At 63.0% G+C, this 15,581-nt stretch carries 21 protein-coding genes; 12 read left to right on the top strand and 9 right to left on the bottom strand.

Annotated elements, in window-relative coordinates; genetic code table 11:
• Positions 1-17: 17 nt before the first annotated feature.
• The 5 genes from ACFSDX_RS20855 to ACFSDX_RS20835 all read left to right on the top strand — a co-directional run bounded on the left by ACFSDX_RS20855 (position 18) and on the right by ACFSDX_RS20835 (position 2,876).
• Positions 18-602 carry a hypothetical protein gene (locus ACFSDX_RS20855; RefSeq protein ID WP_382317093.1) on the top strand — a complete coding sequence of 195 codons (585 nt, stop codon included), beginning with the start codon at positions 18-20 and terminating at the stop codon, positions 600-602.
• Positions 603-632: 30 nt separating this feature from the next.
• Positions 633-1,445 carry a hypothetical protein gene (locus ACFSDX_RS20850; RefSeq protein WP_382317091.1) on the top strand — a complete coding sequence of 271 codons (813 nt, stop codon included), beginning with the start codon at positions 633-635 and terminating at the stop codon, positions 1,443-1,445.
• A gap of 12 nt (positions 1,446-1,457) precedes the next feature.
• Positions 1,458-2,207, top strand: coding sequence for a hypothetical protein (locus tag ACFSDX_RS20845; protein WP_382317089.1), 750 nt, complete (start codon positions 1,458-1,460; stop codon positions 2,205-2,207).
• A gap of 23 nt (positions 2,208-2,230) precedes the next feature.
• Entirely contained in the window at positions 2,231-2,575 is a 345-nt protein-coding gene (locus ACFSDX_RS20840) for a hypothetical protein (protein ID WP_382317087.1), read from the top strand.
• Between the two features lie 79 nt (positions 2,576-2,654).
• Positions 2,655-2,876 carry a hypothetical protein gene (locus tag ACFSDX_RS20835; protein WP_382317085.1) on the top strand — a complete coding sequence of 74 codons (222 nt, stop codon included), beginning with the start codon at positions 2,655-2,657 and terminating at the stop codon, positions 2,874-2,876.
• Positions 2,877-2,937: 61 nt separating this feature from the next.
• Here ACFSDX_RS20835 and ACFSDX_RS20830 read toward each other — a convergent pair whose 3' ends face one another.
• Positions 2,938-3,270 (bottom strand): RsiV family protein, encoded by a 333-nt coding sequence (locus ACFSDX_RS20830; RefSeq protein WP_382317083.1) that lies wholly within the window; start codon positions 3,268-3,270, stop codon positions 2,938-2,940.
• Between the two features lie 634 nt (positions 3,271-3,904).
• On the opposite strand from ACFSDX_RS20830, the gene ACFSDX_RS20825 reads away from it, so the two are divergent.
• Positions 3,905-4,525: a hypothetical protein gene (locus tag ACFSDX_RS20825; RefSeq protein WP_382317081.1), complete on the top strand. Its 621-nt coding sequence runs from the start codon at positions 3,905-3,907 to the stop codon at positions 4,523-4,525.
• A gap of 313 nt (positions 4,526-4,838) precedes the next feature.
• On the opposite strand, the gene ACFSDX_RS20820 is transcribed toward ACFSDX_RS20825, so the two are convergent.
• The 3 genes from ACFSDX_RS20820 to ACFSDX_RS20810 form a co-directional block, all read right to left on the bottom strand.
• Complete coding sequence (locus ACFSDX_RS20820; protein WP_382317079.1) at positions 4,839-4,967, bottom strand: hypothetical protein; 129 nt, start codon at positions 4,965-4,967, stop codon at positions 4,839-4,841.
• Positions 4,968-5,117: 150 nt separating this feature from the next.
• Positions 5,118-6,083 (bottom strand): Na/Pi cotransporter family protein, encoded by a 966-nt coding sequence (locus tag ACFSDX_RS20815; protein ID WP_382317077.1) that lies wholly within the window; start codon positions 6,081-6,083, stop codon positions 5,118-5,120.
• A gap of 365 nt (positions 6,084-6,448) precedes the next feature.
• Complete coding sequence (locus ACFSDX_RS20810; protein WP_382317075.1) at positions 6,449-6,928, bottom strand: YciE/YciF ferroxidase family protein; 480 nt, start codon at positions 6,926-6,928, stop codon at positions 6,449-6,451.
• A gap of 554 nt (positions 6,929-7,482) precedes the next feature.
• Here ACFSDX_RS20810 and ACFSDX_RS20805 point away from each other — a divergent pair.
• Positions 7,483-7,608: a hypothetical protein gene (locus ACFSDX_RS20805; RefSeq protein ID WP_382317073.1), complete on the top strand. Its 126-nt coding sequence runs from the start codon at positions 7,483-7,485 to the stop codon at positions 7,606-7,608.
• A 54-nt stretch (positions 7,609-7,662) separates the two neighbouring features.
• Here ACFSDX_RS20805 and ACFSDX_RS20800 read toward each other — a convergent pair whose 3' ends face one another.
• The 3 genes from ACFSDX_RS20800 to ACFSDX_RS20790 form a co-directional block, all read right to left on the bottom strand.
• A complete protein-coding gene (locus tag ACFSDX_RS20800) occupies positions 7,663-8,658 on the bottom strand; it encodes a hypothetical protein (protein ID WP_382317071.1) in 996 nt (331 codons plus the stop codon).
• A 256-nt stretch (positions 8,659-8,914) separates the two neighbouring features.
• Complete coding sequence (locus ACFSDX_RS20795) at positions 8,915-9,532, bottom strand: hypothetical protein (protein ID WP_382317069.1); 618 nt, start codon at positions 9,530-9,532, stop codon at positions 8,915-8,917.
• 433 nt (positions 9,533-9,965) lie between these two features.
• Entirely contained in the window at positions 9,966-10,676 is a 711-nt protein-coding gene (locus ACFSDX_RS20790; RefSeq protein WP_382317067.1) for a hypothetical protein, read from the bottom strand.
• A gap of 168 nt (positions 10,677-10,844) precedes the next feature.
• Here ACFSDX_RS20790 and ACFSDX_RS20785 point away from each other — a divergent pair, with 168 nt between their 5' ends.
• The 3 genes from ACFSDX_RS20785 to ACFSDX_RS20775 all read left to right on the top strand — a co-directional run bounded on the left by ACFSDX_RS20785 (position 10,845) and on the right by ACFSDX_RS20775 (position 13,003).
• Positions 10,845-11,441 (top strand): hypothetical protein, encoded by a 597-nt coding sequence (locus ACFSDX_RS20785; protein WP_382317065.1) that lies wholly within the window; start codon positions 10,845-10,847, stop codon positions 11,439-11,441.
• Between the two features lie 196 nt (positions 11,442-11,637).
• On the top strand, positions 11,638-11,943 hold the full coding sequence (locus ACFSDX_RS20780) for a hypothetical protein (protein ID WP_382317063.1): 306 nt from the start codon (positions 11,638-11,640) through the stop codon (positions 11,941-11,943).
• 631 nt (positions 11,944-12,574) lie between these two features.
• On the top strand, positions 12,575-13,003 hold the full coding sequence (locus ACFSDX_RS20775; protein WP_382317061.1) for a hypothetical protein: 429 nt from the start codon (positions 12,575-12,577) through the stop codon (positions 13,001-13,003).
• Between the two features lie 41 nt (positions 13,004-13,044).
• On the opposite strand, the gene ACFSDX_RS20770 is transcribed toward ACFSDX_RS20775, so the two are convergent.
• Both ACFSDX_RS20770 and ACFSDX_RS20765 read right to left on the bottom strand, forming a co-directional pair.
• Complete coding sequence (locus ACFSDX_RS20770) at positions 13,045-13,524, bottom strand: hypothetical protein (RefSeq protein WP_382317059.1); 480 nt, start codon at positions 13,522-13,524, stop codon at positions 13,045-13,047.
• A 208-nt stretch (positions 13,525-13,732) separates the two neighbouring features.
• A complete protein-coding gene (locus ACFSDX_RS20765) occupies positions 13,733-13,891 on the bottom strand; it encodes a hypothetical protein (RefSeq protein WP_382317057.1) in 159 nt (52 codons plus the stop codon).
• Positions 13,892-14,114: 223 nt separating this feature from the next.
• Between ACFSDX_RS20765 and ACFSDX_RS20760 the strand changes: the two genes are divergently transcribed.
• Together ACFSDX_RS20760 and ACFSDX_RS20755 are read left to right on the top strand one after the other, a co-directional pair.
• Entirely contained in the window at positions 14,115-14,918 is an 804-nt protein-coding gene (locus ACFSDX_RS20760; RefSeq protein ID WP_382317055.1) for a hypothetical protein, read from the top strand.
• A gap of 13 nt (positions 14,919-14,931) precedes the next feature.
• Positions 14,932-15,543 (top strand): hypothetical protein, encoded by a 612-nt coding sequence (locus tag ACFSDX_RS20755; protein ID WP_382317053.1) that lies wholly within the window; start codon positions 14,932-14,934, stop codon positions 15,541-15,543.
• The last annotated feature ends 38 nt before the right edge of the window (positions 15,544-15,581 follow it).

The following is a 15,581-nucleotide window of genomic DNA, read 5'->3' as shown; positions in this document are numbered from 1 at the left end:
CTAGCCCCTGTTTACTCATGCTCAGCTTCTTTTCTGCTGGTGCTTTACTGCTAGCGCTAGCCGGCCCAAAGCAGGCCCCGCGCGAGCCCGCGCCACCGCTGCCCGCTGCTATTCGCCGGGCACTGCCCGCAGGCTACACCGTACTCGACGCGGCCCGAGGCGACCTCAACCGCGACGCGCTCCTCGACTGGCTGGTGGTGCTGCACCGGCCCGACGAGCAAAAGACTTCCAACGTGGTAGACCATCCCACCAAGCGGCCGCTGCTGGTATTTGTGGGCGGCGCGGGCGGCACTTATACCCTGGCCGCCCGCACCGACAACGCTGTGTACTGCGTGGATTGCGGCGGCATCATGGGCGACCCTTTCATGGGCCTAGCCATCAAGAAGGGCTATTTTACGGTGGAGCACTACGGCGGCAGCGCCCAGCGCTGGACGCGCTACGTGACCTTCCGCTACGACCCGGCCGCCCGCACCTGGCTGCTGCACCGCGATGGCCACGAGCACTTCCACGCGACGCACCCCGAGCACGGCACCACCACGGCCACCACCGCTAAGGACTTTGGCCGGGTGCCGCTGGCCAAGTTTGATATCTACAAAGAGTAAGCACGGGCCTACCCCCTTCCCTTCTTTCTGATGAGCGACTACCTGAAGCATTTACGCCCGATTGCCCTGGGTGGCCTGGCCGCCGGGCTGCTGGGCCTCGGCGCCTGCCACCCCGACCAGCCCGCCGCTACTGCCCCGCCCACCAGTCCACCGGCCACAACCAAGCCAGCAGTTCCTAGAGTCGCCGCTGGCCCCATCGATACCCTGCACCTGCCCGGCGGCCAGGTAGTGCAGCTGCGCCCCAGCACGGCGGATGCTTTCCACAAGCTGCCCTTCAGCGGCCTGCCCGATTTGCCCAATGACTCTACTTCCGAGCACCTGCCCGCCGACCAGGGCGGCGTTACCCGCCAGGGCTTGGCGCTGCGGCTGCGGCCGGCGCAGGGCCCTGAGGTGCGGCTAGCCTCCACGCCCGACGCGCAGTTTACCCTGGAAAATGCGGCCGCCGTGCGGTATAGGTACTGGGGTAGCTTGCCCGCCGCCCACCAGTGGGCGGTGCGCGCCTGGGCCTGGGAATCGGACGGCACGGTGCTTGTCGACCAGCGCACCGGCCGCCACCTGGCCGAGCTGCCCGGCGACCCCGTGGCTGCCCCTGATGGCCGCCTGGTGCTGCTCACCAGCCCCGGCCTGGGAGGCGGCGACCAGGCCAATATGCTGAGTCTGGTGCAGGTAGAAGCGACCGGCGCGCGCCTGCTCTGGCAGCTGGAGCCCACTACCTGGGAGCCCGTCGAAGCTCGCTGGGCCGCCCCTTGCCGCGTGGTGCTGAAGCGCCGCCACGCCCTGCCCGATGGCAGTATGGCCGACGATGCCCGCGTGACCTATGACGAACTTACGCTGCCCCGCTAGAGCGCTTTCGCTATGGCCCCCACTCGCTTGCTACCAGCCGCGGTATTCCTGCTAGGGGCTTGCCGGCCCGACTTTCAGGAGTTGCCGCCGCGCCTCAAGCCGCTGCTCGAAACCCTACCCGCCCGCTACCGGCCCCTCGACCGGCAAGATACGCTGGAAAGCTTCTGGGCGCCCGATTCGCTGCTGGCCGACAGTATGTTTCAGTACACCAACGCCCACCGTAGCCAGGTGCTGCTGCGGGTGTGGTTTGTGCCCGCTTCGGTCGCAGCGGCGGCCCGGCTCGATACGCTGCACTTCCGCCGCCCCTACTTCCGGCCCGAGGAATATGACCGCGCCGGCTACCACTGGGACTTTTTTTCGGGCCGCAGCGCGGACCCCGACCTGACCGAAACGGCCGACCGGGTGCCGGTGCGGCTGGCCCTGTCGTACTCCTGGCGGTATATGCTGCTGGAATACCGGCGCTGGTCGTCGGCCGACGACAGCGAGCCCCGGTACTACGACCGCAATACCTACCTGATGGACTACCCTTTTGGGGCCGAGGCCGAAGCCCGCCTTAGCGACTCGGTGGCGTACATCCGCGTATTTCCGATGCTGGCCCACCAGCCCCGGCCCGACACGCTTTACCCCTACTACGCCTACAGCCTACCCGTCCGGGTTCTGCACAAGCGCATTCCCTTCGTGGCTGACCAGCCCGACACCACCCGGCAGGCGCTGCTGCGCCTCAGCTTTCGCGTACTCAGCCACTCGCCCAACCAGGATTAAGCCCTGGAAAAAAGCAATACCACGTGAAAAACGGCTTACTACAGCTCGCCGCGCATCTAGCTCGCCTTGGCTTTACACCCACTTATCGGGGCGACCCCTACGGCCAGGGGCTCGACTGGCTGTACTTCGACTGTTTCTTCCGGGAAGCTGCCGTGCGGCAGCAATTCGGCCTGGGCGGCGAAGTAATGTACGTGGCCTACGACGGCCGGGCAGCGGGCCAGGAAGCAGGCTTCTACGACCCCAGCACTGGTTTTGGCATCATGGGCTATCACCCCGACTACGGCCGGGCGAGTAGCAAACCGGAAATCACCGGTGCCGAATGCGGCGACCAGCTGCCGCCCGATTCAGGCGCGGCCCCGGCAGCTTAGGCCGGGCCGGGTTACCTTCCGGAACCTGCTGTATCTACTATTAGCCGCACGTGCTGCGGCTTTTTCCTGTCCTTGCACCATGATTTCGCCTGCCAACCAGTGGCCCCTTCCCGGCCAAATCGACCCGAATCTGACGCCGTGCGCTTTCTGCCGGCGGCGGCTGTGCATTGGGGGCAAACCCGTCTTTGCCAGCTGCTCCTGCAAAGCTTTCGGGCCATTCGTGACCGTGGCAGCGCTGGTGGCCGGGGCGCTGGCGGCGCTGGGTGGCAGCATCTGGTGGCTGAGCCGGCGCAAGCAGTAAGGTCACCTTCTCGGGGCTGGCTGCTGGGCCTGAGCTTATCGTAACGCTGCCTGGTTGCTCATCACCTTGCCACGTGCGTGCCGGGCCCCGGCAGCGGCAAGCCCTCGCGCAGCAGCGGGCGCAGCTCGGCCAGGGGCACGAATACGGAAACTTCGCCCAGGGCGTAGGCAGTGATTTCGTAGGGCACGTACCCGAACATCACGCCGCCAGGCGTGAGGCACACGTTCGTAGTCAGCTGCATCTTATTGTCCAACAGCTTCGTATCGAGTCGCTTGTTGGCGCCGACGCCCAGGGCGCGTCGCGCGCCAGCAAGGGCAGCAGCTGGGCGCGGGTACCGGGCCGGAAAATAGCGTCGAACGTGAGCACCCGGCCGGTGCGCAAATCGAAGCTGCACAGGGTGCTGCCAAAGTTGCCGTGCGCGCCCCCCGACTAGCCGTAGTCGAAGAGACGCAGACTCAGCAAACTGCCCTGCTGGCAGATGACCGAGGCGCTGCGCTGGCTTTTGAAGCGCAGGCTGGGGCTGTACGTATCGGCCAAGTCGAGCGTGGCCGTTGAGTTGGCGGCCAGGTCTTCGGCTAGGCCCGCCGCATCTTCGCGGTAGGACTTGCTGAACTCCGCCCGCTGCTGTCGCCACAGGCTAACTAGGGCCGGTAACGGCCGGATACCCCCCGCCGCCTCACTACCGGGATGGGGCGGGGTGATGGTAAGGTGCAGGGCTAAAGAATCAGCAGCGCCCGTTAGCTGGCCCCGGGTACTGGGCGTAGCCGGGGCGACGAAAATCGGCCAGCGCTGGCGCAGTGGCCGCGGCGCTTTAGGCGGGGTCCTTTTTGGGAGAGGGGCAAGCGGTAAGCGCCAGTAGCAGCGGCGCGGCCTACCGTGGTGCAGAACGATTCATAACCGTGAAAGAAGCGCAGAAAAGCGGCGCTGGGCTAGGCTATGAGCGGTAAACAAGACCGTGCTACCTTGCGGGCGGTGCCGCCACGTCTTCCTTATCCACTGGCGCTAGCTTGGCCCTACCCCTCTGGCTTATGCCCACGAAAACGTACTATCTCGACAACGCCCGCACCGATGAGGTAACTGCCACCTGGAGCTTGTTCTTCCGCAACTTCCGCCTCGACTACCAGGGCCGGGAGCTGGGCCAGCTCACTCCGGCCGAGCTCAAAGCCGGCCACGAGTTTGCCCTGCCCGACGGCCGCCGTCTGCTGGTGCGGCTTCAGCAAAAATTCGGCGCGCAGGGCCTCGACTTTCAGCTCGATGGCCGGCCCCTCGGCGACACCGTGAACGACCCGCTTACGCAAATCAACGGGGGCTTTGCGGCTACCATGGTCATTGCGGGCCTCAATGAGGCGCTGTCAGCAGTGGCCATGCTGGGACCGGTTGAATTTTTGCTGGCGTTCGGCTTTGGCTGGGGCACGCTGGCGGAAGGCGCGCTCTACGCTGGCCTGGGCTGGCTGGGCAAATACCGCCAGCTGGCCTGGGCCTTTTGGGTAGCCCTGGCCTTACTGGTGCTCGATGGTGTACTGCTGCTGGGCAGCGGTCAGGGCACGGGCGGGGTGGTGGTGCGCCTGTTTCTAGGCATGGCCATCTACCGGGCTGCGGTGGCGGCGCGCCGGGTGCGGATATCGTCCGTTTTGGCAGCTAGTGAGTGAGTTTGTTAGGCTTTGGGCTGCTTATCAGCAAGAGCCAAAGCGTATGCTTTCTAACCTTTTGCATTGCTTACTTGACAACGGCCAAGCGCAGCGTTTAGTACCAACTAAAGCTGAAAATCAGCCAGTAAATACTCATTGTGGGCGAGCTCCTTACTCGCCATGTGCACGACAGAGTAAGACTCTGTAATGCGCGTTAGAGCGGCACGTTCCAAGGCCTGGGGCAATGTACCGGGTCGGAAAGAGTGCTCCGGGTAGAAGCCGTTGAGCCAGCTGCACGCTCGCGCAACTAATGTAACAGACCAGGCAAGCGCAGTTAGTGCGTGTAGAGCAACACCAAGGATACAAATACCGTGGCGCTCATTATAAAGGCCACGATGCGGTTGTCGCGGCGTTCGTCGGCCAGAACAGGTTCTTCGGCAGTACTAGGGTTCGAGGAAGTCATGGGGAAGAATGAATTCAGGGCCAGGCGGATTTCCCAGACCAGGACGAAGGGAAACTGAGTACGGCCACGAAGGCAGGTATAAGCGGGCGGTCGGACCGACTGGTTTATTACTTTACCATGTTAAGTTTTCATCTTTCCTGCACGGCTACCTCAGGCGGCCGACACCGGCTGCTCCTGGTCCGGGAGCCAGGCATCGAGCAGGCGCTGGCACAGGGGCACCAGGGGGGCGAAAAGCAGCACGCCCGCCACGTTGAAGAGCACGTGGGCGTGGGCTATCTGCCGGGCTATGTCGGCGTGGCCAGCTACCAGCACTACGAGGGCAGTGAGCGGCTTGATGAGCAGCAAGCCCAGCGTGATGGAAATGGCATTGAAACCCAGGTGAAACAGCCCCGTTTTCAGCGCCGCCCGCCCGCGGCCAATCGTCGCCAGCAGCGTATCGGAGCAAGTGCCCAGTTCGGCGCCTAGCATCACGGCAATGCCGGCGGGCAGCGTGACCAAGCCTTTGGCGGCGAGCTTGATGACCATACCCAGCGTAGCGGAGGAGGACTGAATAAGCAAGGTGAGCAGCGCGCCTGCCCCGGCGCCGCGCACTGGGTTTTCGAGCTTAAGCAGCCAGGCCTGCACGCCCCGGTAATCCTTGAGTGGGGCCGCGGCCTCGCCAATCAGAAACAAGCTGAAAAACAGTAATCCGAAGCAAAAAAGGGCGCGGCCACTCGCCCGCCCCGCCCGCTTTTTACTGAAGGAGAGCAGCAGCAAGCCAGGCAGCATGGCCACCACCGCGTACTGGCCCAGGTCGAAGGCGAAGAGTTGGCTGGAGATAGTAGTGCCAATATTAGCGCCTAATACTACCCCCAGCGAATTGCGAAACGGCAGCGCCCCGGCGCTCACTAGGGCAATGGCCAGAATGATGACCACGGACGACGAATCGAGCACGGCCGTGACGATGGTACCCGTGAGGATTGCGGCGGGCACGGACTTAGTAAAGCGGTCGAGTAGACCCTTCACCCGCTCGCCCGCCAGGTGCCGCAGCGAGAGGGCCAGCCGGCTTACGGCGTATAGAAACAGTACTAGGCCACTACCGGCCAGCAGGGCAATCGACCACACGGAGGACGTCATAGATAGAAGAGAGGAGCGCTGGAGGCAGGCGCCGTTCCCTCAACGTGACGACCGGATTTCGTGCTGAATCAGCCTTGTGAAGAAATTATGAAGTGGGTTCGCATTAAGTAATAGAAGCACTGGTATCGATAATTTGCAGAACAAGCAATTCACTGTTGTAGAACTGCTTATTCTGTCGGGCGGCCTTGCTATTTAGCGGAATGAAAGGCCATCGCAACCCTAGCGTTGGGCTCCGTCGGTAAGGCTTTTAGCACTACCGAAGGCAGCCCTAGGTATCAACTCACGGTACACCTTACGAAAGAGCCCCCGGCCCTAGCAGTAGTTGCTAGAACCGGGGGCTGGAAACAGGGATAACTTCTTACTGCTTAGCCGGCTGCTAGCAGGCGTTCTGCCAGAGCCGTATGCTGCTCATCGGCCTGCTTGGCGTCTTCTACGCACTGGTGCAGCTCCTGCGCGGTTTGCGTGAGGCCCGCCGCTTTGGCATACGAGGCCACCGTGCCAAACGAGGCAATCCAGTAGTGCAGGGCCAGCTGGCCGCTCGTGATGATACCCAGGTCGCGTACCTCGCTGGTCGTGGCCTTGCCACGGATTTCCTTACTCACCTCAAAGTGCGCTTCCATAATCTCGTTGTCCTGGTCGTCGACGCCGCCGGCCTCGGTTATTGCCCGCTCTAGGCGCTGCTCCCACTGCTTGGCCGTGTCGTTGCCGCGCTGGAGCAGGGTCTTGAGTTCGGCATCGGTGGCATCGTCCAGGATGTCGTCGGTAGCCTTCGCGGCCACTTTGCTGCCAGCGTGCTGGGCGGCCAGGCCGTCCTTGATGAGTTGCTTGAGGTCTTCCGTATTCATGGCAATGGGGATTGGGGAGAGAAGGATTGCCTAACGTACTATCTTGGCTTGGTGCGGGTTGTCTACTTCCTGGGGCGCCTCGGGCGGGGCGACCCAAGTTCGTGGCTGGTTCCCTTGACTGGTCTGTTAGGGAAGGACCTCACCGCAAGGCACCTGCCAGCCAGGCTACGCGCAGCTTACTAGGGAAGCTGGGTCTTCGAAAGGATAACGTTACCATTTTACTTCGGCTCCGACCTGGGCGGGCGGCCAAGCCCGCTAGTGCTGAATTTGGGAACTACCCAACGCCACCTGCGCTTGGTGGCGCGCGGGGCGCGTGCTCAGTAAGCAGGGGCTGTTTCTGAAGCGCGTAGCCAGCTCATGATAGGCTTTACTTTACCCGCAGCCTTACGATAGGTAGTAAAAAGCGCATGGAGCGGATAATGCACCGATTACTACTTTCCTGGGTACTGCTACTGGGCGCCTGCGTGCTTACGCAAGGGCTGCCTGTTCCGGGAAGTGCCCAGCTCAGCTATGAGCTTATGGTTGTGGTAGCCCTTACCAGCCCGGTAGTAATTGTGCTCCTGCTCTTATTCGTGGTACTAGGGTTACGCGAGGCGCTGCACCGGCTGCGCGTGCTGCGGCGGGCGCGCAAGTGGAAGCGGATGGAGCCGCGGGCCCCTTGGATTGGGGAGCAAGAGTAGGACGAGTAACCAACGCAGAGGGCGAGAAACCCGCCCGGCGCCCTGCTAACCCAGTTACCAGCCATCGTAATCCTCCCGACGGCCAACTATCACGCCGGGCAGGCGGGCCAGCGCACTGGCCAGGGCCGGCAACGCCGGGGCCGCCAGGGCATCGGTAAGGCGCAGCGTGCCGATGTCGAGCTGCACGTAGCCCGGGCCGCGGCCCGGTTGCGCCGTCAGCAGCTCGATGCGCGGCGGCGCGGCCACCGGCAGCACCAGCGTATCCCAACGAGTGGAAACGGCCCAGGCCGCCCGGCCGGGTACGGGCCACAAGGCTACCTCGGCGGCCGCTAGCCGCTGCTGGAAGTAGGGTGGGGTTTCGAGCAGGTGCTCACGGTACAAGGCGCGCTGCACCCGGCGCCGCTCATCGTTGGGCGGCCGCGGCTCGCCGAAGTTGAAGTGCGTGTAGGGCACTTGCGCCTGGGTTAAGTGAAACACGGTGGCCGCCACGGCTGGCCCGGCCACCGCTGCTAACAGCGCCGCCTCGCGGGCGGCTGCCACGGCGTAGGGGTGGGCGGCCGTTTGTTCATCTTCCCAGTCCAGAAATAAACTCGCCCCTACTGGCCCGCCGGCCTCGGGCCGGGCACCCCCGTAGGCCGCCAGCGACAGCCGTACCCCCGGCCACTGCCAGTGCGCCGCGTACACCACCATGCTGGACCCGGTTACTCCGGGTCGCTCCATTACCTCGGCCTGGGTAGGCGGCCCCAATTGGGCCGTAAGAGGCTCCTGCCACTGGCTGGCTTCGGCGGGCTGGCCCGCGTAGTGCGGGGGCGCGGCTAAGTGGTAACTGGCGTGCAGCACCGGCCGGGCGTGGGCCGGGGCGCGCAGGTCGCACCCGGTAGCAGCCAAGCCCAGCACGTGCGAACAGGCCGGGCGTAGGTTGGGCCAGCCGCCGTAGGGTGGCCACTGGGGCCGGCCGGCCAGGCGGGCGGCGGCTTCGGCCAGAGTAGTGCCCCAGGGCAAGGTCAACTCATCGAGGAAAAAGCCAGTCAACGGCGGGGAAGAAGCCATGGGCTGCAAAGTAAGCCCGCCCCCGGACTACGGGGAACGGCAGTGGGCGCAGGCCTACCCGGCTGTACGGGCCACTGTTGAAATTCGGGTCAATCGAGACAGCACTAGCCGCCGACGAAGCGTGCCTGCTACCAAACTCCGCCACCGGGTTCCGGCAAGGCAAAGTATCTGCCGCTCATCCGGCTGGCTTCGGCAAAGGTGCTTCTACATCGCCTGCCAGCCTAGGAAGACGCGGACGCTGCCTCAGTCAGCCAACTTAACCGGCGGAGCCGTCGCTTAGCTGGTGCTGACCAGCCGGCACCAGCTCAAACACCTCACCGTCAATTAATTCATAACGCAGCAGGCCGGCTTGCGGGTCCCAGTACCAGGCGCGCAGCGGCGGCGCGCCGTAGGCAATGGCGTTGCGGCCGGCCTCAAAATAGTAGGCTTGCGGAAAGCGCTGGCCACTGGCCAGGGTGCAGGCCCGCGGCAGCAACCGGAAGTGGTGGTGGTCATCGCGCTCGTGAAAGTAGGCCTCCAGGCCCGCCATCCGAAAGTCGAGTTGGGCGGGCTGCTGGGCGCTCCACTTAACCACGTACAAGGTCAGGTCGCGGGCGCCGCCCTGCGGGAAAGCAGTGAGACGCAGCGTGAGGTGGAAGTGCGCGGGCTGGTCTGAGCCGATTTCCAGCCAGTTGCAATCGAGGTTATTATAGGTGTCGACCCGCTCGGCCACGCGGTAGGTAGCCGCGTGGCCCCGGTCGCTGCGAAACGCAATTTCCTGACCCACGCGGGGGTAAGCGCCCGTCCAGGCCCGGTCATCGGCCGAGAGCGGCAGCTTGGTGCAGGGGTTACAGGCGCTGGCCAGCAGTACGAGGAGCGGGAGGAGCTTTTTCATCGTCAAGGGCTACCAGCGTAAGTTCGTCAGCGCACAAAAATGGCATCTGCCAACTGTTAGCCCTGCTTAGCTGCCCACATACCCGCCTCTACAACTGGTAGCATACCCCGGTGCGGCAGCCCCCGCAAGCACTCGTTGCGCGCCGACCAGCACCAGTGCGGCGGGAGCTATCCCCTCGCTTGGCTAGCGGCTGGCGTGCGGGTGCGCCAGCCCGCACTCCCGCGCCCGTTGCCCGCTACCTACTGGGATTAGCTCCCGTTAAAAGTGCTGGGGCTAGTACTGCTGGTCGTATCGGCACTGGTCGGGCTGTCATTTCTGGCAGCTACCTTTTCGATAAATTCGCCGGCTGGGCGGTAGCGCTAACGCACTTTTTCAACTGCTGATTTGCCTAGATTATCAGTTGCATTAGCAGCTAATTACCTGCTCAATATCCTCACGCCGTGAGGTCGGCATCGGCCCGCCCCAGGTAGTAGAGGCACCCATACGTTATCGCCGGGGGCAGCAGCAGGATGCCCACCGAGTAGCCCAGCCCCAATAGACCCAGGGCCACCGCCAGCGCGCCCCAGCTAGCCCAGAGCAGCCCCCGCGCCGTGCGGGTCTGGTAAAACAGCGGGCGGCGCAGCGGCCCTGACTTGGTACGTCGGGCCAGGCGCTTGGCCAGCACATCGAGGCGCACGGTGCCGGTGGGGTCGTCGGGACGCGGGCCGGGGCGGTCGGCCAAGTGCAGCACCCGGCCGTCGGCCAGCTCCAGGCGCAGGTGGTACTGGGCAAAGCCCCGCCACCGCAGCAGGCGCAGCCAATAGGTGTAGGCCACGATACTGCTGAGCGCGATGGTTTCGGCCGGCTGGTTTTGGCCCGGCTTCAGCGGCGCTAAGTGCAGCGCCTCGCGGGCGATAGCTAGCAGCCGGGGCTGGTTGCCGCGCACTGCCCGGTAGCCGCCCCCCAGCACCAGTGCCAGGCTGAGCAGCTCGCCCAGCACGCTGCGCCACGGCCAGTGGCCGCCTGCCAGCTTTAGGGTATTTATGGCCAGCAGCACGCCCCCTAGCGGAAGCGCCACGGCTACCAGCAGGCCAGTGGGCCGCAGCAGTACCAGGCAGCGTGGGGCCGGTCGGGCGGCCAGGAGGGCGGGCGAGTGGGCAGGCATTTGGGGAAGGACGCAAAAAGATAACAGGGCCGGAAATGCCGCCCAGCCACCTACTGCCGCGCGGCGTAAAACTAACCTACGGTCGAGTTCGTAGGCACTCACAAGGGCTTCACGCCACCTTCACCAGCCTATCTGCCCGTCGCTTTTCTTTCACTTCTTTCCATCACCATGCTGTTCCATTTCACGCCTGCTTGTCGCGCCGCTGCGGTGGCCGCACTCATTTTTCTAACCGCTACGGCGGCCCACGCCCAGGGCAAAGTAGCCGACGCGCCCAAGCCCGGCAACCATACCCCAGCCAACGAGCAGGCTTACGCCCGCGCCGTGATGGCCGATGCCACCCAGCCCAGCAAGGACGATGCCGAGCACGCCAACTCGCAGTATTTCCGGCGCCTGCGCTACGAGTACAAGATGCCCGTCAAGTTTACCTGGACCGAAGCCGCTGCCCAGCACCTCACCGAGAAGCGCGACCTGGAGCTGTGGACCGTCATCGAAAACATCAGCACCGACCTCGTGCGCTCGCTCGGCGGCAGCCGGGCCGAGTACTATCAGGCCCCGATTCGCAAAATCAAGGAAATCCACTTCGCCACCACCGCCCAGGAGCCCACGCCCGCCCAAATGGGCGCCCAGCACGGCTGGTTCTACTCCTGGAACAAGGCCACCGGCGTGTTGACGATGGCCATGAGCACGAGTACTAAATCGCCGGCGCCGGTGAGCGAAGACAGCGAGCGCAACACCACCAACTGGATTCTGGCCAACGTGAAGTAGCCCGGCTGCACTCTACCATACTAAAAAGTAACAGGGCATGAAAAACGGGGCAGCCCGACCTTTGGAACTCGTTCTGCCCCGTGAAGCAACGTCTCAACCTCCTTATTTTCAGCTATAAAAGCTATTCACTTATAGTTGAAATCAAAGAAAAGGTTGTTTGTTAAAGATTCATTCTAAACCATTAATAAAAAATCTAATGCTTTCATCTCTAATGAGCAAAGACAATGGCGCTGAAGGTAGCGACCTAACCGGCAAAATTTTGAGTGCTTTGGGACCTGTAATTGCCGAACACTGGCCCAAGATTGAGCCTTATGCTGACAAAGCGTTGGCCGCGGCCCAAAACGATGAAACTATCGAAATGCTAGCCCGCAATGTTTATCCATGGTTGCCCATGGTGGTGCGTTTAGCTATCAAAGAAGATAAGTTTGTTGCTTTTACCCTGGAACACAAAGGACCGCTCCTGGCCAAGCTGGCAGAAGTCAAAAACAAAGAAACCACCTGATTTTTGCCAAGTAGTTGGCGCTTGAGGGCAGACCTATATTAGACTGCTGACTAACAATGGCTTTCTGTTTCTTTTCGTCTCAGCCGGGCTGAACTGGCTTGACCAGCTTTACGCCAAGCGCTGGCCGATTGAACAGTGCTTCTGGAACTTGAAAGGACGCAGCTTTAATTTGGGAGTCAGCCACTTGCGCGGGGGCCTACAAACGAACTAGAAGCTGAAACCTATCGCCCATAAAAAGCACGGCTAACGCGCTATTAGCCTCAGTTGCCACGGCCTCAATATCCTGCGCTAGCTTATCCCCCCTGGCACCTCGCCCTACGAGCCGCGCTAGCGGCTCGTAGGGCGATTAGCTGATTATTTTGCTAGACAAACATTTAATAATCAATTAACTAAGGATAGCAGGCTAGAGTAGCCCGGCTGCCTCACCCAAGCAGCCGCTGCCTAGTAAGCCCGGCCCTGGCTACTGAATGGGTGGCTACGCGCAGTAGCTGAAAAATACTTGTCCCAAGGGCACATGCTGACGGTAATTTGACCATACCAAGGGCTTTGCTTGGAATGACTCAGATTTGCTATACTTCTGCGTCGATGGCCGCGACTCGACCACCATCTCCTTTCAATTGCAGAGTTGCTGATGAACAAGTTAGCGCTACTCGGTGGGGTGCTGGCCCTGGTCAGCCTGACGCCACCAACTTACAAAACCTACCACAACGCCTGCTTCGGCTACCGCATCGACTACCCGGCCGATTTTCGGCCCGAGCCCGAGCCCGAAAACGGCGATGGCCGCCACTTTCTCTCGCCCGATGGGCAGGCCATACTCACCGTATTTGCGGGCTATGCGGCTGCAGAAAACGGCCTAGCCAGGCGCCGGCAAGTGGCGCGCGCAAACTGGCAGGCGCAGCGCGCCACCTTCGACCAGCCCACGCGCACGGGCTACGTGCTGTCAGGGCAGGTGAAGGGCCGGATTTTCTACGAAAAAACGGTACTCAAGCGCAACACGCTCACCACCTTCGTGTGGGAGTATCCAGCTGCCCGCAAGGCCGCGCTGGATGCCGTGGTTTAGCACACCAGTCAGACAATACCACCCAGCGTGGCGGGCGCGGACTAGCGCGCCGGGTGGCGAGCGGCCAGCCAGGTGCGGAAGGCAGCCACTTCCTCGGCCGTTAGGCGGTGCTTGTCGAGCAGAAGCACCAGGCGCGGAAACGGCCGCAGCACCAGGTAAAAGCGGTGGCGGCTTTCGCTGGCGTGGCGCACCCACTGCCAGTCGTGGGCTTCGGCTAGGGCCCCGCTGGTGGGCTGCACCGTGAGGCCATCGGCCCGAAACGCTATTTCAGCCTCGAAGTACTTTTGCCGCCGCTGGGCGTAGCTGCTGGCCACCACCGCCAGCAGCCCTAGGCCCACCAGGCCGGCCGCGGCGGCCAGCAGCGTGCGCCAAAAATTATGCACCAGCGTAGGCCGGGCCAGGCTGAGCAGCAGGGCGGCCAGCAGGTAGCGCCACACGCTGCGGCGGCGAAAAGTATACAGCTTGCCGGCCAGCAGCGCAGCAAAATCGCTCTGAAAACGCCGGGTAATGTGACTGACCATTGGGGTAAATTACAGGGGTTATTCCAGCTGCTCGGGAAGCTGGGTGGGTCGCTAGGCCGTCAGGCCGGGCTGGGGTCGCTGGCCTCCTCCGTACCCTGGTCATTCCAGTAGTGCCAGTCAGCGGCTTTGTGGCCGGCTTGGTAAGTGCCCGTGGCCGCGAGGCGCGTATTGACGTGAAAATCCTGCCAAAGACCTTCTTCCGCGCCGTTTAGGTAAGTGCCGGCCGAGGCCAGGGCCCATTGGGATGGAAGGCCTGGAAGAGACCGTGGCGCAGCCAGCGGGTGCCATCGGGCGACAACTGGCGAGCATAGCGGTAGCGAATCCGGCCGTCCGCAAAGGGAATTTCGGCAATATGGAGCTCAGACATTCCGTGGGCTTACTTTACTACCAGTAGCTTACGGCTACTGGTCGCCGCCCGTTACCCTAGCCACGAGACTGCCTGCGGGACGCTTAGATTCTGATTACTGCTACGAGAGAAAAATGAAGCTGAGGTGATACCTTGCCCGCAGTCTTGGCCGGGGGCCGGTCTTGCGCTGGGGGACAGCCGGCCGAGGCGGATGCCATTCCGACGAACTCACTCAACTCCTCTTATGCGCCTTTTCTTTCCCTTGCGCGCCGCCCGCTGGTGGTGGTGCGGCTGCTTGCTGGCCGGGCTGCTAGGGCTGCCGCTGGCCGGCTCCGCCCAGGCCCCGCCACCTAGTATAGATTACCTGGCCCCGCTCAAAACCAAAAACCTGACCCGGCTGTGGCGGGCCGACCAGCTGACCTTCTACGCCACAAAAGGCACCGGCGTATTCCCCGAGCCGCTGGGCTTTATCGGGGCCGACTACCAGCGGTTTTACCTGCACTACACCAGTGTGCGCCCCGACCCCGCCCGACCTCATGTGTACCTAGTGAGCGGCAAAACGCGGGTGAAAACCAATGTGTGCGCCTTTACAGGCACCATCACGGTAACGAAAGCGCGGCTCTACAAAGCGCCCAATACGGAGTACCCGCAGTTTCGGGAGGGCGAGCTCACCTGCCGCGTCGAGCTGGCCGAAGACCGCCGCCAGCCGGGCAGCGGCACCATCAGCGGCACGCTCACCACCTATTTCTACCTCGACGCCAAGGGCCAGCCCCAGTACAACACCCTCGAACCCAGCGACGGCTTTAATAACAACCAGTGCGTGGCCACCTGGACGAGCTACGCTACCCAGCAACGCAAGCCCTGCCACTGGGGCGATTTTAAAATTCCCGATGCCGGGGACCTAGACTTCAGCGTCAGCGATTTTGAAGTCGCCGCCAAGTACGTGGCCAACGGCTGGCAAACCTACATGGCGGCGCTGGAAGGCCAGGATGATACTCCCAAAACCCGCCAGGCCCGGGCCGAGGAAAAACGCCCGTGGTGGCACTAGTGGCAATAACCGGGTGACCAGACTCTCTGCCCTGCATCACGTGGCAGCCCAGGCCAGACGCGTAGCCCGGCACTTTCCGCTCACACTGCTGTGCGCTGGCGTGGTGTGTTTATCTGGCTGCCAGGCTATTGGCGCCAATCAGTACCCAGAGGTACCGGCCGCCTGGGTGTTTCCGCTGGGGTTGTCTGTGGCGCTAAGGCTGCCGCTCACGCTGGCCCTGGCGGCTGAGCGTTACCGCTGGCCCCGGCCGGGGTGCTGGGCGGCGCCAGGCGGCGCACTGGCGTTGCTGGCCGGCGGGTATGCGTTGGCCCCAGCCCAGCCAGGCCTAGTGTGGAACCTGCGGCTGGCGGTGCTGCTGTGGTTGTACCTAGGCGAACGGCAGGAGCAAGTGCTGTTCAAGTCATTTATTTTCGGCAACGGGCCCGACTATTCCAGCGAAGGCCTCTTGCGAATAGTGGGAACCACCGAGCTGCTTGGCTACGCCGCCACCGCCACTGGCCGCGTGATGCTGGCCCTGCGCTACAAAGCTGCCGCTTTTCCTTTCGACAGTGGCCGGGCGCGGGTAGGCCGTCGCTATCGCCTCAGAACCGACGGTAACCATTCGTGGTGGAACTGCGCCGAATGAACGTTCATTAACCACCAGGGCTAGCCGTAGCCCAGTCC

It is taken from the genome of Hymenobacter bucti, from assembly GCF_042681145.1.
In the GTDB taxonomy this organism is placed as follows: Bacteria; Bacteroidota; Bacteroidia; order Cytophagales; family Hymenobacteraceae; genus Hymenobacter; species Hymenobacter bucti.
The sequence above is the reverse complement of the archived record's forward strand: the minus strand, read 5'-3'. Positions and strand labels throughout refer to the sequence as shown.

Bases quoted from the DNA above. Each gene is read 5' to 3' on its own strand.
- ACFSDX_RS20825 (WP_382317081.1), top strand. From the start codon at position 3,905: ATGCCCACGAAAACGTACTATCTCGACAACGCCCGCACCGATGAGGTA.
- ACFSDX_RS20795 (WP_382317069.1), bottom strand. From the start codon at position 9,532: ATGAAAAAGCTCCTCCCGCTCCTCGTACTGCTGGCCAGCGCCTGTAAC.
- ACFSDX_RS20765 (WP_382317057.1), bottom strand. From the start codon at position 13,891: ATGTCTGAGCTCCATATTGCCGAAATTCCCTTTGCGGACGGCCGGATT.
- ACFSDX_RS20850 (WP_382317091.1), top strand. From the start codon at position 633: ATGAGCGACTACCTGAAGCATTTACGCCCGATTGCCCTGGGTGGCCTG.
- ACFSDX_RS20800 (WP_382317071.1), bottom strand. From the start codon at position 8,658: ATGGCTTCTTCCCCGCCGTTGACTGGCTTTTTCCTCGATGAGTTGACC.
- ACFSDX_RS20780 (WP_382317063.1), top strand. From the start codon at position 11,638: ATGCTTTCATCTCTAATGAGCAAAGACAATGGCGCTGAAGGTAGCGAC.
- ACFSDX_RS20820 (WP_382317079.1), bottom strand. From the start codon at position 4,967: ATGACTTCCTCGAACCCTAGTACTGCCGAAGAACCTGTTCTGGCCGAC.
- ACFSDX_RS20810 (WP_382317075.1), bottom strand. From the start codon at position 6,928: ATGAATACGGAAGACCTCAAGCAACTCATCAAGGACGGCCTGGCCGCC.
- ACFSDX_RS20770 (WP_382317059.1), bottom strand. From the start codon at position 13,524: ATGGTCAGTCACATTACCCGGCGTTTTCAGAGCGATTTTGCTGCGCTG.
- ACFSDX_RS20760 (WP_382317055.1), top strand. From the start codon at position 14,115: ATGCGCCTTTTCTTTCCCTTGCGCGCCGCCCGCTGGTGGTGGTGCGGC.
- ACFSDX_RS20855 (WP_382317093.1), top strand. From the start codon at position 18: ATGCTCAGCTTCTTTTCTGCTGGTGCTTTACTGCTAGCGCTAGCCGGC.
- ACFSDX_RS20785 (WP_382317065.1), top strand. From the start codon at position 10,845: ATGCTGTTCCATTTCACGCCTGCTTGTCGCGCCGCTGCGGTGGCCGCA.
- ACFSDX_RS20845 (WP_382317089.1), top strand. From the start codon at position 1,458: ATGGCCCCCACTCGCTTGCTACCAGCCGCGGTATTCCTGCTAGGGGCT.
- ACFSDX_RS20815 (WP_382317077.1), bottom strand. From the start codon at position 6,083: ATGACGTCCTCCGTGTGGTCGATTGCCCTGCTGGCCGGTAGTGGCCTA.
- ACFSDX_RS20775 (WP_382317061.1), top strand. From the start codon at position 12,575: ATGAACAAGTTAGCGCTACTCGGTGGGGTGCTGGCCCTGGTCAGCCTG.
- ACFSDX_RS20835 (WP_382317085.1), top strand. From the start codon at position 2,655: ATGATTTCGCCTGCCAACCAGTGGCCCCTTCCCGGCCAAATCGACCCG.
- ACFSDX_RS20790 (WP_382317067.1), bottom strand. From the start codon at position 10,676: ATGCCTGCCCACTCGCCCGCCCTCCTGGCCGCCCGACCGGCCCCACGC.